14 protein-coding genes are annotated in these 14,211 nt (G+C 71.3%); 4 read left to right on the top strand and 10 right to left on the bottom strand.

Annotated elements, in window-relative coordinates:
- Positions 1-1,993, bottom strand: a 1,993-nt coding sequence (rnr, locus tag JNL41_RS14020) for a ribonuclease R (protein ID WP_293475907.1), incomplete at its 3' end; no start/stop codon positions are given.
- A 43-nt stretch (positions 1,994-2,036) separates the two neighbouring features.
- Here rnr and JNL41_RS14025 point away from each other — a divergent pair.
- Positions 2,037-3,191, top strand: a complete 1,155-nt coding sequence (locus JNL41_RS14025; RefSeq protein WP_293475909.1) for an iron-containing alcohol dehydrogenase — start codon at positions 2,037-2,039, stop codon at positions 3,189-3,191.
- A 4-nt stretch (positions 3,192-3,195) separates the two neighbouring features.
- On the opposite strand, the gene JNL41_RS14030 is transcribed toward JNL41_RS14025, so the two are convergent.
- From JNL41_RS14030 to JNL41_RS14060, 7 genes are all read right to left on the bottom strand, one after another.
- Positions 3,196-3,573, bottom strand: coding sequence for a hypothetical protein (locus tag JNL41_RS14030; protein ID WP_293475911.1), 378 nt, complete (start codon positions 3,571-3,573; stop codon positions 3,196-3,198).
- A 75-nt stretch (positions 3,574-3,648) separates the two neighbouring features.
- A complete protein-coding gene (locus JNL41_RS14035) occupies positions 3,649-4,446 on the bottom strand; it encodes an alpha/beta fold hydrolase (protein WP_293475913.1) in 798 nt (265 codons plus the stop codon).
- Positions 4,447-4,590: 144 nt separating this feature from the next.
- A complete protein-coding gene (topA, locus tag JNL41_RS14040) occupies positions 4,591-7,245 on the bottom strand; it encodes a type I DNA topoisomerase (protein WP_293475915.1) in 2,655 nt (884 codons plus the stop codon).
- 103 nt (positions 7,246-7,348) lie between these two features.
- Positions 7,349-8,437: a DNA-processing protein DprA gene (gene dprA, locus JNL41_RS14045; RefSeq protein ID WP_293475917.1), complete on the bottom strand. Its 1,089-nt coding sequence runs from the start codon at positions 8,435-8,437 to the stop codon at positions 7,349-7,351.
- A complete protein-coding gene (gene plsY, locus JNL41_RS14050; protein WP_293475919.1) occupies positions 8,434-9,087 on the bottom strand; it encodes a glycerol-3-phosphate 1-O-acyltransferase PlsY in 654 nt (217 codons plus the stop codon). The genes dprA and plsY overlap by 4 nt, the downstream gene beginning before the upstream one ends.
- A gap of 152 nt (positions 9,088-9,239) precedes the next feature.
- Positions 9,240-10,535, bottom strand: a complete 1,296-nt coding sequence (gene pyrC / locus JNL41_RS14055) for a dihydroorotase (protein WP_293475921.1) — start codon at positions 10,533-10,535, stop codon at positions 9,240-9,242.
- Entirely contained in the window at positions 10,532-11,512 is a 981-nt protein-coding gene (locus JNL41_RS14060; RefSeq protein ID WP_293475923.1) for an aspartate carbamoyltransferase catalytic subunit, read from the bottom strand. Before JNL41_RS14060 ends, pyrC begins: the two co-directional genes overlap by 4 nt.
- A gap of 139 nt (positions 11,513-11,651) precedes the next feature.
- On the opposite strand from JNL41_RS14060, the gene JNL41_RS14065 reads away from it, so the two are divergent.
- Positions 11,652-12,161: a DUF1993 domain-containing protein gene (locus JNL41_RS14065; RefSeq protein WP_293475925.1), complete on the top strand. Its 510-nt coding sequence runs from the start codon at positions 11,652-11,654 to the stop codon at positions 12,159-12,161.
- Between the two features lie 6 nt (positions 12,162-12,167).
- On the opposite strand, the gene JNL41_RS14070 is transcribed toward JNL41_RS14065, so the two are convergent.
- Both JNL41_RS14070 and ruvX read right to left on the bottom strand, forming a co-directional pair.
- Positions 12,168-12,935, bottom strand: a complete 768-nt coding sequence (locus JNL41_RS14070) for a hypothetical protein (RefSeq protein WP_293475927.1) — start codon at positions 12,933-12,935, stop codon at positions 12,168-12,170.
- 45 nt (positions 12,936-12,980) lie between these two features.
- Positions 12,981-13,439 carry a Holliday junction resolvase RuvX gene (ruvX, locus tag JNL41_RS14075; RefSeq protein ID WP_293475929.1) on the bottom strand — a complete coding sequence of 153 codons (459 nt, stop codon included), beginning with the start codon at positions 13,437-13,439 and terminating at the stop codon, positions 12,981-12,983.
- A 70-nt stretch (positions 13,440-13,509) separates the two neighbouring features.
- On the opposite strand from ruvX, the gene gatC reads away from it, so the two are divergent.
- The gene (gatC, locus tag JNL41_RS14080; protein WP_293475931.1) at positions 13,510-13,797 is read left to right on the top strand and encodes an Asp-tRNA(Asn)/Glu-tRNA(Gln) amidotransferase subunit GatC; all 288 of its coding nucleotides are present in this window, start codon (positions 13,510-13,512) and stop codon (positions 13,795-13,797) included.
- Between the two features lies 1 nt (position 13,798).
- Positions 13,799-14,211: amidase (locus tag JNL41_RS14085; protein WP_293475932.1), on the top strand; the 413-nt coding region annotated here is incomplete at its 3' end.

Raw genomic sequence — 14,211 nt, forward strand, 5'->3', positions numbered from 1 at the left:
AGATCGGCACGAGCCCGTCCGCGCCGGTGTCGGCCAGCCGCACGAAGAGGCCGAAGCGGGTGACGCCGGTGATCTTGCCGGCGAACTCGGCGCCCACGCGGTCGGACAGGAAGGCGGCGACGTAGCGGTCCATCGCGTCGCGCTCGGCGGCCATGGCGCGGCGCTCGGCGTGGGTGATGAGTTCGGCGGTGTCCTGCATCTTCGAGATGTCGAAGTCCGAGAGGCCGTCCGAGCCCAGGCCCAGCGCCGTGATCAGCGCCCGATGCACGATCAGGTCGGCGTAGCGGCGGATCGGCGAGGTGAAATGGGCGTACCTTGCCAGGTTCAGGCCGTAGTGGCCGATGTTCTCGGTGGAATAGACCGCCTGCATCTGAGTGCGCAGGACAACCTCGTTGACGATGTCGGCGTGCGGGCCGTCGCGGGTCTCGTCCAAGAGCTTGTTGAACCGCTCGGTGCGCGGCGCCTCGCCCTTGGTCCAGGGCAGGCCCATCGAGCCCAGGAAGTCGGCCAGGGCCTGGATCTTCTCCGGGCTGGGCTGGTCGTGGATGCGGTAGATCAGCGGGGTCTTCTTCTGCTCCAGCATCTCGGCGGCCGAGACGTTGGCCTGGATCATGAACTCTTCGATCAGCTTGTGGGCCTCGAGGCTGGCGCGCGGGGTGATGGCGGCGATCTCGCCGTCGGCGATGGCGATCTTGCGCTCGGCGCTCTCGATGGCCAGCGGCGAGCGGGCGTCGCGGCCCTTCTTCAGGCAGGCGTAGGCGGCCCACAGAGGCCGCAGCACCGGCTCCAGCAGCGGGCCGGCCTTGTCGTCGGGCGCGCCGTCGACGGCGGCCTGGGCCTGCTCGTAGCTGAGCTTGGCGGCCGAGCGCATCAGGCCGCGGACGAACCGGTGGCTGCGCTTGCGCCCGTCCGCCCCGAACGCCATCCGCACGGCCAGGCAGGCGCGGTTCTCGCCCTCGCGCAGCGAGCAGAGGCCGTTCGACAGCCGCTCGGGCAGCATGGGCTCGACGCGGTCGGGAAAGTAGACGCTGTTGCCCTTGTCGCGCGCGATCCGGTCCAGCTCCGAACCGGGGCGGACGTAGGCGGCCACGTCGGCGATGGCGACCCAGCAGACAAAGCCGCCCGGGTTCTTCGGGTCGTCGTCGGGGTGGGCGTAGACGGCGTCGTCGTGGTCGCGGGCATCCGCCGGGTCGATGGTGATGAGCGGGATCTCGCGCAGGTCGTCGCGTCCGGCGAGGGTCGGTTCCTGCGCCGCCTCGGCCTCGGCTTCGGCCGCCTCCGAGAAGCCGGTCGGGATGCCGTGGGCGTGGATGGCGATCAGGGAGTAGGCGCGCGGGTCGTCCTCCTGGCCCACGATCTCCAGCAGCTTGCCGCGCTTCGGGCCGTAGCGGGGGCCGTGCGGCTCGAGCTGGGCCAGCACCAGGTCGCCGTCGCGGACGTCTTCGCCCTCGGGCAGGATCAGGGTGTCCTTCGAGCGGCGGTCCACCGGCTCGACGCGGATTTCGCGCCGCGCCTTCCTGACCACGCCCAGGATACGGTGCGCGCTCTGGCCCAGGCGCTTGATGAGGCGGGCCTCGAACTCGCCGTTCTCCAGCTTCACGAACCGCACCAGCACGCGGTCGCCCAGGCCGGGGGCGCCGGCCTTGGGATCGTTGTCGGGCGAGAGCGCCACCAGCGGGGCGTCCTCGCCGCGGGTGAGCCGGACCAGCAGGTCGCCGTCGGCGTCGCGCTCGACGACGTCGGCCACGCCGACCTCGGGCAGGGCGCCGGCTTCCGCGAAGCCGCGGCGGCCGCGCTTGCCCAGCGTGCCGTCGGCCTCCAGGGCGTTCAGCATGTGGCGGAGCGCCCGGCGATCCTCGCCCTTCAGGCCGAAAGCGCGGGCGATGGCGGCCTTGTCGGTCTCGCCGCTCTCGCGGACGAACTTCAGGAGGGTGTCGCGGTCGGGAAGACCCTTGGCAAAGCGGGCGGACTTCGGAGTCTTGGGTCGGGCCATCGGGCGTGCTTTAGCACCTTTGCCGAGGCGGGAGGGCCAGAAGATGCCGACCGGGACACACAGGTTCCCGCGCCAGGACCAGGTCACCTACGGCCGGCCCGCCGCCGAGGTGGTGCGCGAGCTGACCGAGGCGTGGGGCTGCTCGCGGCTGCTGGTCACCACGACGCGCTCGCTGGCGGATGGGCTCGCGGCGGACTTCGCCCGTGACCTGGGCGACCTCTGCGTCGGCGTCTTCTCGCAGATCGGCGCGCACTCGCCGCGAGAGGGCGTGATCGCGGGGGCCGCCGAGGCGCGGGAGAGCGGCGCCGACCTGCTGGTGGCCCTGGGGGGCGGCTCGGTGATCGACGCCACCAAGGTGATCCAGCTCGCGCTCTGGGCGGGCCTGACCGAGCCGGCGCAGCTCGACGCGTACCGGGCGGCCCGGGGGCCGGGGCGGGTGGATGTCGGCAAGGTCCCGGCGGGCGTGCGGATGATCGCCGTGCCGACCACACTTTCGGCGGCGGAGTTCACCGCATTCGCCGGCGTGACCGACGTCGCCAACCGGTCGAAGGAGGGTTACGGCCACCCGCTGCTGGCCCCGCGCGCGGTGGTGCTCGATCCGGAGGTGACACGGCCGACGCCCCTGCAGCTCTGGTTCTCGACGGGCATGAAGGCCGTGGATCACGCCTGCGAACAGCTCTGCAACCCGCAGCGAGCGCCGTATGCCGATGCCCTGGCGCTGGACGGCCTGCGCAGGCTGGCGCGCGGGCTGGCCGCCACCAAGGCCGACCCGCAGGACATGGACGCGCGGCTCGAGTGCCAGTTCGGCATGTGGCTGGCGATCAGCGGCGTGGGGTCCGGCCGCGGCATGGGGCCCAGCCACGCCATCGGCCACACCCTGGGCGGGACCTACGGCGTGCCGCACGGCCTGACCTCCTGCGTGATCCTGCCCGCGGTGCTGGCGTGGACCGGGCAGGAGGGCTCGCCCCAGCACGCCTTGATCGCCGAGGCCCTGGGTGCGCCGACCGCCGCCGAGGGCGTTCGACGCCTCGTGACCAGCCTGGGCCTGCCCGCCGACCTGAGGAGCGTCGGCGTCGGCCGCGACCAGTTCCAGGCCATCGCCGAGCACACCATGCACGACCCCGGCGTCCGCACGAGCCCGCGGCCGGTCACGACCGCTGCCGACATCGTGGAGATCCTGGAGCTGGCGGCGGGCTAGAGGCTCACGGCCGGATCAATTGGAAGCGCGCCCGGTTGTTGCCGCAGTCGCCTGTCACGACGAAGGCTCCGTTTCCGTTGTTCACGTCGTCACGGGCGAAGAGACAGAGGTTGCGTGTCGGATCGTAGTAGATGCGGACGGTCGCGCCGCTCGCGATGAGTCTGTTCTGGGCCGCCACGCTTGCGTCCAATCGACCCCGCAGTTCGGTGATCTGCGCCTCCTGGCCCGCGATCTGGACCTGAGCCTGCGACAGGGTCTGCTGAAGCGCCGCCGTGGCGGTTTCCAGCGCCGCGATGCGCTGGGCCGTCGTCTGGGCAACGGCCGGGATGGGCGCCAGGGCAAGCAACGCAGTTGCTCCGGCGCAAAGATGTTTCGTCCGCATCGTCCTCTCCCCGATCCAATGTAACGCCGTTCGACGATAGGGGCGTGACCCCGCGGCGCGCAACGGGCCCATCGGTCAACGGGCAAGGAACGTGATGATCGCCGGGTAGGCGGCGCGGTCCTGGATCATGAAGGGGTGGCCGCCCTCGAACCAGGCGAGTTCAGCGCCGGGGATACGGGCCGCCATCCGCCCCTGGGCGGCGGGCAGGGCGATGCCGTCGTAGCGGCCGGCGGCGATCAGGGTGGGGCAGGCGATGTCGCCGAGCCGGTCCCAGGTGTCGTGGTGCGAGCGGGCCTCGAGCTGCCGCCACGCCCCCTCGGCGCGGCCGGGCTCGCCGGCGTAGGGATCTGCGGCGGCGAGCTGGACGAAGCGCTCGTAGTCCCCGGGGTTCGCCGCCTGCCAGGCCGCATCGCGGCGTGTGTCGCTGATCGACATCATGAAGCGGGCGCGGGCCTCGCCCTTCAGGTGGTCGATCTCGTGGAAGGGGTAGGAGGCCCCACCGGCGCCGCCCGGCGAGGTGCAGGCCAGCACCAGGCGCTTCACGCGGCCCGGATGCCGCAGCGCCAGCTCCTGCGCCACCATCCCGCCGAAGGAGACGCCGACGACGAGGGCCCCGTCCCAGCCTTGCTCGGCCATCAGCGCCGCGGCGTCGTCGGCGTACTGGGCCATCGTGTACGGACCGTCCGGCTTGCTCGTGCGGCCGAGACCGCGCTGGTCGTAGGCGACGAGGTCGAACGCCCTGGCCAGCGGCGAGGCGAAGACGTTGGGCTGGACCCGCAGGTCGCTGCCGGTGCCCGAGATGAAGAGGAGCGGAGGCCCCGCGCCGGCGCGCTCGTAGTAGAGGTCGAGGCCGTTGATCTTCGCCGTCGCCACGCGAACCCTCCCAACCCGCTCATCCCGCGCATGCGGGGACCCAGGCTTGCTTCCTGCGAAGCTAGCCACAGGCGCAGCGGGACGGAAGCTGTCCGCGAAGGGAAGTCTGGGTCCCCGCATTCGCGGGGATGAGCGGAGCTGAGGTTAGAACGGGGCCTCGTCGTCGTCGATCGGGGCGGTCGCGGGCTTCTTGGCCGCCGGCTTCTTCTTGGCCGCCAGCTTCTTCTTGGCCACAGCCTTTTTCTTGGCAGGCTTCTTCGCCGCGCCGCCCTCGGCCTTCGCGGCGCGGGCCGGCTTCTTGCCCTTCTTGCCGCCGCCCTTGGCCTCGCGCTCGGCGATCAGCGCGACGGCCTGCTCCATCGTCACCGACAGCGGGTCGGCGCCGCGGGGGACGTTGGCGTTGGTGGAGCCGTGCTTGATGTAGGGGCCGTAGCGGCCGGAGAGCACGCGCACGGGCTGGCCGTCGACGGGGTGCGGACCCAGCTCCTTCAGCGCGGCAGCCTCCGCGCCGCCACGGCGGCCTGCGCGCTTGGTGGCGATCAGGTCGACGGCGCGGTTCACGCCCACCTCGAACACCTCGTCCACGCTGGGCAGATTGGCGTAGGTGCCCTCGTGCAGCACGAACGGGCCGAACCGGCCGATCCCGGCCAGGATCGGCTTGCCGTCCTCGGGGTGCATCCCGATCTCGCGGGGCAGGCGCAGCAGCCGAAGCGCCTTCTCCAGGTCCATGTCGGGCGCGCTCCAGCCCTTCGGCAGGCTGGACCGTTTCGGCTTCTCGCCGTCGCCCAACTGCACGTAGACGCCGAAGCGCCCGGTCTTCAGGTAGACCGTCTCGCCGGTCACCGGGTCGACGCCCAGCTCGCGGTCGCCCGACGCGCCGTCCTCGCCCTCCACCTGCACGCCGATCGGGCGCGTGTAGCGGCACTCCGGATAGTTCGAGCAGCCCAGGAACGGCCCGTAGCGGCTCGACTTCAGGCCCATGCGGCCCGTGCCGCAGGTGGGGCAGGCGCGCGGGTCCGAGCCGTCCGGCTTGTCCGGGAACAGGTGCGGGCCCAGCGCGGCGTCCAGGGCGTTCAGGACGTCGGTGATCTTCAGGTCCGCCGTCTCGCCGATCTTGGCGTTGAACTCGGTCCAGAACTCGCGGAGCAGCACCTTCCAGTCGAGCTCGCCGGCCGACACCAGGTCGAGGCGCTCCTCCAGGCCTGCCGTGAAGTCGTACTCGACGTAGCGCTCGAAGAATTCGCCCAGGAAGGCGATCAGCATCCGGCCCTGGTCCTCGGGCACGAACCGCTGCTTCTCCATGCGGACGTAGGCGCGGTCGCGCAGCACGGTCAGGATCGAGGCGTAGGTCGAGGGCCGGCCGATGCCGAGCTCCTCCATCTTCTTGACCAGGCTGGCTTCCGAGTAGCGCGGCGGCGGCTCGGTGAAGTGCTGGTCGGCCTTGGCGGAGCGCACGCTGGCGGCGGCGCCCTCGGCCACCTGCGGCAGGCGGCCGCCTTCCTCGTCGTCCGGATCGTCGCGGCCTTCCTCGTAGACGGCGAGGTAGCCCGGGAAGGTCACCACGCGGCCCGTGGCGCGCAGCCCGGTCTGGCCGTCGCTGCTCTCGAGGTTGATGTTGGTGTCCTCGATGCGCGCCGCTTCCATCTGCGACGCGATCATCCGTTTCCAGATCAGCTCGTAGAGCCGGCCGAGGTCGCCCTCGAGCTTCAGCTTGCCGGGGTTGCGGCCCAGGCTGGTCGGCCGGATCGCCTCGTGCGCCTCCTGGGCGTTCTTGGCCTTGGTGGAGTAGATCCGCGCCTTCTCCGGCACGTACTCCTTGCCGTAGAGGCCGTTGATGACGGCGCGGGCTTCGTCCAGCGCCTCGGGCGCCGTCTGCACGCCGTCGGTCCGCATGTAGGTGATGAGACCGACGGTCTCGCCGCCGATGTCGATGCCCTCGTAGAGCTTCTGGGCGGCCTGCATGGTGCGCTGGGCGTTGAAGCCCAGCTTGCGCGAGGCCTCCTGCTGGAGGGTCGACGTGGTGAAGGGGGGCGGGGGCGAGCGGCGGCCGGGCTTGCGCTCGACCGAGGCCACCTTGAACGTCGCGGCCTTGACCGCGTCGCGCGCGGCGAAGGCGCTGGCCTCGTTGGCCAGGTCGAACTTGGTGAGCCGCTTGCCCTCGTGCTTCACCAGGCGGGCGGTGAAGGGATCGCCGCCGGCGGCGACCTCGGCCTCGACCGTCCAGTACTCCTGGGTCTTGAACCGCTCGATCTCGAGCTCGCGCTCGACGACGAGCCGCAGCGCCACCGACTGCACGCGGCCGGCCGAGCGCGCGCCCGGCAGCTTGCGCCACAGCACGGGCGAGAGCGTGAAGCCCACCAGGTAGTCCAGCGCGCGGCGGGCCAGATAGGCCTCGACCAGCTCCATGTCGAGGTCGCGCGGGTTCGCCATGGCGTCGAGCACGGCCGACCTGGTGATGGCGTTGAACACGACCCGCTGGACGGTGGCGCCCTTGATGGCGCGCTTCTTCTGCAGCACCTCGAGGACGTGCCAACTGATCGCCTCGCCCTCGCGGTCGGGGTCGGTGGCCAGGATCAGCTTGTCGGCCGCCTTCGCGGCGTCCGCGATCTCGGCGAGGCGCTTGGCGGCCTTGCCGTCGACTTCCCAGGACATGTCGAAGTCCTCGTCCGGGCGCACCGAACCGTCCTTCGCGGGCAGGTCGCGGACGTGGCCATACGAGGCCAGGACCTTGTAGTCCGAGCCCAGATACTTGTTGATGGTCTTGGCCTTGGCCGGGCTCTCGACGATGACGAGTTGCATCTAGGCGATCGGTATCCTGAAAAGAGCGCGGAAGGTGGGGGCGGCGCCCGCGGCCTGTCAACGCCGGGATTCGGGCCCCTCCCGCGAGCCCCCCAAGGGGGGCTCACGCTGTTGCGACCATTCCGCCCGGCAGCAGGTCCGCGCGGCCGGCCAGCGCCAGTTCCATCAGGGCGGCGAAGACCAGGGGCGCAGGGGCGCGGGCGGCGCGGACCAGTTCGTCGCGGCTGACGGGCGTGGGCGAGAGCAGGGCGGCCAGGCGTTCGCGCAGGCCGTCGTCGGGCTCGCAGGCGGGCCCGCGGAACGGCGTGGGCTCGGGCTCGCGGAAGCCGCCGATGCCCTCCAGAGCACGCAGCACGTCGTCGGCGCCTTCGCAGATCGCCGCGCCCTGGCGGATGAGGTCGTTGGTCCCTTTGGCGCGGGGGTCCAGCGGTGAGCCCGGCACGGCCAGCACCTCGCGGCCCTGCTCGTTGGCCAGGCGGGCGGTGATCAGCGAGCCCGAGCGGAACTCGGCCTCGACGACCACGACGGCGCGGGCGAGGCCGGCGATGATGCGGTTGCGGCGCGGGAAGTCGCGGGCGACGGCGGTGCGCCCCGGCTCGTTCTCGGAGACCACGCAGCCCTCGGCGACGATCCGCTCGTAGAGGCCGCGATGCTCGGGCGGATAGACGTCGTCGACGCCGCCGCCGAGGACGGCGACCGTGCCGGTCGGCAGCGCGCCCTCGTGCGCCGCCGCGTCGATCCCGCGGGCCAGCCCCGAGACCACGACGCAGCCCGCCTGGCCCAGGTCGGCCGCAAGGCCGCGGGCAAAGCGCTGGCCGGCGGCCGAAGCCACGCGCGCGCCGACCACCGCCACGGTGCGGCGGTCCAGGATGCCGACGTCGCCGCGCGTCCAGATCAGCGGCGGCGGCGGATCGAGCGCGGCCAGGGCCTGCGGGAACGCGGGCTCGCACGATGCGATCAGCCGCGCGCCGAGCGCCGCGCCAGCCTCGAGTTCGGCGTCGGCCTGGCCGGCCGTCGGGATGCGGATGGCCGCGCGCCCGCCACGACGGGCGAGGTCCGGCAGGGCGGCCAGCGCGACCGAGGCCTCTCCGTAGCGGGTGACGAGCTGGTCGAACGTCACCGGCCCCACATTCTCGGTGCGGGCCAGCCGCAGCCAGTCGCGGCGCTGGACGTCGGTCAGGGGCCGAATCACCCTTCCGCGCTCTCCGGGACTTTCTTGCCGCTGCCGATCCTCGGCTCCTCGCCCTTCAGCAGCCGGCGGATGTTCTCGCTGTGGCGCACGTAGACGAGCAGCGCCATGAAGAGCGCGAGGAGCGCGATGGGACGTGGCCGACCCAGGGCCAGCGCGATGGCCGGCGCCAGCGCCACCGCCACCAGCGCCGCCAGCGACGAGATGCGGAAGACGAAAGCGGTGATCAGCCAGATGGCCCCGGCCGCCAGGCCCACCGGCCAGGCCGCCGCCAGCAGCGTGCCGAAGAAGGTCGCGACCCCCTTGCCGCCCCGGAACCCCAGCCAGACGGGGAAGAGGTGACCCAGGAACGCCGCGCCGGCCGCCAGCGACGTCAGCACCGCCTGCTGTTCGACCGTGCCGTCCCGCGTGGCGAGCCAGGCGAGGAGCACCGCCACCGCGCCCTTGCCGCCGTCGCCCAGCAGGGTGATGAGCGCCAGGTCGCGCCGGCCCGTCCGCAGCACGTTCGTCGCGCCGATGTTGCCGGAGCCGACCTTGCGCAGGTCGCCCGCGCCGCCCAGCTTCGTCGCGATCACGCCGAACGGTATCGAGCCCAGCAGGTATCCGCCTACCAGCGCCGCGCCGATCTCAACCGGGCCCAGAACCTGCGACATGAACGCTCCCTCTCTCCGCGGCCTGTCGTAACGCGCGCCGCGCCGTTCGTCTCGCCGCCCTGGAGCAAACGGGAACCAAGCATGAACGTCAAGGCGCCCGCTGCTGGATCGGGCGCCGGCGAAGGCTGCTGCGGGCCCGGCCCGACGAGCGTCTAGGCCGCGTAGACTGTCCGCCCGTCGACCAGGGTGCGGAGCACCTTGCCCTGGAGGCGGCGCCCGTCGAACGGCGAGTTCTTCGACTTCGAGACCAGTTTGTCGGCGTCGATGTGGACCGGCGTGTTCAGGCTGGCGAGCACGAGGTCGGCCGGCGCCCCCTTGGCGATGCGACCCGCGGATAGGCCCAGCAGGTCGGCCGGCGCCGCGGTGACCGTGCGGATCAGGTCGATCAGCGGGATGCGGTCCTCGTGGTGGAAGGCGAGGAGGGCGGCCAGCAGGGTCTGCAGGCCCACCGCGCCGGGCGCGGCCTCGTCGTAGGGCAGGCGCTTGTCCTCGGCGGGCGCCGGGGCGTGGGCCGAGACGATCACCTGGATCAGGCCTGAGGCCACCGCCTCGATCACCGCCTGGCGGTCGTCCTCGCTGCGCAGCGGCGGGTCCAGCTTGCAGAAGGTGCGGTAGTCGCCGATGTCGATCTCGTTGAACGACAGGTGGTTGATCGAAGTGGTCGCCGTGACCGGCAGGCCGCGATCCAGCCCCCGCTTCAGGCTCTCCAGCGCGCTCGCGGTGGTGATCTGGTCCACGACGAGCCGGGCGCCGGTCAGCTCGACCAGGGCCAGGTCGCGCTCCAGCATGATCTTCTCGGCGATGGCGGGGACGGCCGGCAGGCCCATCCGGGCGGCGAACTCGCCCTCGCTCGCCGCGGCGCCGGCCGACAGCCAGGGGTCGGCGGGCCGGTGCGCCACGGGCGTGCCGAACGCCCTGGCGTAGCTCAGCACGCGGCGGAACACCTTGGAGTCGACGATCGGCCTGTCGGCGTCGGTCACGTAGAGGCAGCCCGCCTCGTGCATGAGGCCGATCTCGGCCATCCGCTGGCCCTCGCAGCCCTGGGTGGCGGCGCCGGCGGGATAGACGTTGACCAGCTCGATGTCGCGGGCGCGGCGCAGGATGAAGTCCACCACCGACGGCTCGTCCATCACCGGATGGGTGTCGGGCTGGACGACGATGGTCGTGACCCCGCCGGCCGCGGCCGCCAGGGCGGCGGACTTCAGCGTCTCCTTGGGCTCGGCGCCCGGCTCGCCGGTCTTCACGCGGATGTCGATCAGGCCGGGGATCAGCAGCGCGCCGCCCGCATCCACGACCTCGACGTCGGGGGAGAGCTTCCCGAGGTCGGGCTTTCTGGCCACGTCGGCGATGACGCCCTCGGTGATGAGGACCGCCCCGGGCCCGTCGTAGCCGCTGGCCGGATCGACGATCCGGGCGTTGGTGAAGGCGAGGGGACGACCGCTGCTCATCGGTCGTTCTCCAGACGCGCCGACAGCGACGTCAGCACTGCCATGCGGGCCGCGACGCCCATCTCCACCTGGTCCTGGATCAGGCTGACCGAGAGATCGTCGGCGACCTCGGAGTCGATCTCGACGCCGCGGTTCATCGGGCCCGGGTGCATCACCCGCACGCGGTCGGATGCGAAGGCCAGCTTCTCGCGATCGAGACCGAAGAAGCGGAAGTATTCGCGCTGGCTGGGCGCCATCACGCCGTCCATCCGCTCCAGTTGCAGACGCAGCATCATCACCACGTCGCAGCTGGCGATCCCCTTCCTCATGTCGTGGAAGATCTCGACGTTCCAGAGGTGCGCGGCGGCGGGGATCAGCGTCGGCGGCCCCACCAGCCGCACGTTGGCGGCCAGCATCTGCAGCATGGCGATGTTGGAGCGCGCCACGCGGCTGTGCAGGACGTCGCCGCAGATCGCCACCTTCAGCCCGGCGATGTCGCCGAACGCGCGGCGGATCGACAACGCGTCCAGCAGCGCCTGGGTCGGGTGCTCGTGCTGGCCGTCCCCGGCGTTGATCACCGAGCAGCCCACCTTCTGCGACAGCAGCGATGCGGCGCCCGACGAGGCGTGGCGCACGACCAGCAGGTCGGGCTGCATGGCGTTCAGCGTCACCGCCGTGTCGATCAGCGTCTCGCCCTTGGAGATCGATGACGAGCGCGGGCTCATGTTGACCACGTCGGCGCCCAGGCGCTTGCCGGCCAGCTCGAAACTCGCCTGGGTGCGGGTCGAGTTCTCGAAGAACAGGTTCATCAGGGTCCTGCCCTTGAGCAGGTCCAGCTTCTTCGAGGTCTGCCGGTTCAGGCTGACGAATCCGTCGGCGAGATCCAGGAGGCTGCGCACCTCCACCTCGTTCAGGTCTGTCGCCGACAGGAAATGGCGCTTGGGGAAGGAGAAGGTCCGCTGCAGGACCTCGTTCAGACCAGGGGGTGCGCCGCTCATTAAAGCGCCCTCCTAGAGGACGCCGCCGCTCAAGGGAAGGCGACGCGACCAGGTGATCCCCAGGTTCGTCGTGCATCGGCGTTGCGGACCTCGGCCGTAGCCCCATATGCCGGAAGCCGTCATTCCAGGGGGAAACCACGTGGCCGTCTGTCTCTTCACCTTCGTCGATCTCTATTCCAAGGGCCTCGGAACCCTCGACCACATCCTGGCCAAGGGCGCCGAGTTCGCCGCGTCGCAGGGCGTCTCCGAGGCCGAGATGCTGGAGTGGGCGCTGATCGACGACATGAACCCGCTGCGGTTCCAGGCCTTCGTGCCGATCAACTTCGCCAGGCAGTGGACCGCGCGCGCCGCCGGCGTCGCCGTGCCGGAGGACATCGCGTCCGACCTCGATCTCGCGGGGATCCGCGCCGAGATCGCCAACGCCAAGGCGTTCCTGGCGGGCCTGACGCCCGAACAGTTCGAGGGCCGCGACGGCGAGGCGCTGAACGTGACCCTCGGCAACGGCTTCTCGCCCACCATGCCGATCGGCCAGTGGCTGACCGGGTTCGCCACCACCAACTTCTATTTCCACCTGTCGATGGCCTACGCGATCATGCGCTCGCGCGGCGTCCAGATCGGCAAGGTCGACCTCTTCGCCGGCGGGCTCTGACGCCCGTCAGTCGAACCGGGTCCCTTCGCGCATGAACTGCCACAGGATGTTCGTTCTGCGCATGCGGTAGCGCACGGTGGCCTTCTCCACGAAGCCGCCGGGCGCCTTGCCGAGGCTGGCGGTGATGCGCCGGTCGGCCTCCAGGCGCTTCAGGTTCGGGCCGGGGTCGGACCACATCCACAGGATCGGGGCCGCCCGCACCTTGTCGATCATCAGGGTGTTGGGGTCGATCACGCCGCCGATGTCCTTGAAGCGGCCCTTGTTGGGACCGACGGCGTCCCAGATGTCGACGCCCAGTTCCTCGTCGGTGTCCTCGTCCATGCAGAGGCGCAGGCTGTGGGCCCAGGCCTTGTCGCCCATGGCCTCGATGAGCAGCGACAGGTGATCGGGCGTCCACTCGTTGTCGTCGTCGAGGTAGGCCACCCGCCGCGCGTTGGCCATGAACGTCAGGATGGTCCGCAGCGCGCCGCCGTCATAGGCGCGATGCACGCCGCCGTGCCGCTCGGAGGTGGAGTAGGGCAGGGTCAGGACCGCGGCCGAGACGTGGCCCGGTCGCCGCTCCAGCGCCGCGAAGATCGGACCGGTGTCGCCCGGGTTCACGTCGGCGCCGATGACGATCTGGATGCGGCCCTGGAAATCCTGGGCGTAGACGCTCTCGATGGCCCTGACCGCGATGGGCCGCATCAGGGTCGGCATGACCACGGCGACGTCCGCGGGCGCCTGCGCCGGCGACGAGTCGGGGAAGTAGCGGCCGAGCGGGAGCGGAGTGGTCATTCTGGCGGTGGTGGATATCCGGCCTCGGAGGCCCGCGCAAAGGGGTCAGCCGTTCCGGAGGCGGTCCAGAGCGCCCTGCAAGATCCAGGCGGCCGCGGCCCGGTCGACCACCTCCGCGCGGCGCGCGCGGCTGACGTCGGCCTCGTCGATGAGCATGCGGTTGACCGCCATGGTCGACATGCGCTCGTCCCAGAAGGCGATCGCCAGGTCGGGCTTCAGCCGCAGCAGGTTGCGCGCAAACGCCCGGTTCGACTGGCAGCGCGCGCCCTCGGTCCCGTCCATGTTCACCGGCAGGCCGATCACGAAGCCGACCGGCCGGCGGCTGTCGACCAGCTTGAGCAGGGCGGCGACGTCGTCCGTGAACCTGGTCTTGCGGATCGTCTCGAGCGGCGAGGCGATCATCCGGGTCGCGTCGGAGACCGCGACGCCGATGGTCTTTTCCCCCAGGTCCAGGCCCACGAGGGCGCCCGCGGGCGGCAATTCGGCGAGATCGATGACGGCCATGGCCGCCTATAGCTTGCAATACGCCCCCTCGCACGGCTAACCCACGCCCCTGAATTTCTAGGAGGCCCCGATGGCCATCGACGCGGCGACCGTCCGCAAGGTCGCCCGGCTCGCGCGGATCGCCGAGCCGGAAGAGAAGCTGGAGCCGCTGGCCAGGGAGCTCTCGGGCATCCTCGACTGGATCGAGCAGCTCAACGAGGTCGACACCGACGGCGTCGAGCCGATGACCACCTCGGTCCACACCACGCTGCCCATGCGCGACGACGTCGTCACCGACGGCGGCGACGCGGCCCGCGTGCTGGGCAACGCGCCCAGGTCCGAGAAGGGCTTCTACGTCGTGCCGAAGGTGGTGGAATAGCATGTCCGACCTGACCGGGCTGACCCTGAAGGCCGCGCTCGACGGCCTCGCCAAGGGTGACTTCTCGTCGGAGGAGATCACCAGGGACCACCTCGCCGCGATCACGGCCTCGCGGCCGCTGAACGCCTATGTCGTCGAGACGCCGCACAAGGCGCTCGAGATGGCCAAGGCTTCCGACGCGCGGCGCAAGGCGGGCGTGGCCGGGCCGCTGGAAGGCGCGCCGCTGGGCATCAAGGACCTGTTCTGCACCGAGGGCGTGCAGTCGACCGCGGGCTCGATGATCCTGCGCAACTTCAAGCCGGCCTACGAAAGCACGGTCACCTCGCAGCTCTGGCGCGACGGCGCGGTCATGCTGGGCAAGCTCAACATGGACGAGTTCGCCATGGGCTCGTCCAACGAGACCTCGGCCTGGGG

The organism is Phenylobacterium sp., from assembly GCF_016793285.1.
GTDB lineage: Bacteria > Pseudomonadota > Alphaproteobacteria > Caulobacterales > Caulobacteraceae > Phenylobacterium.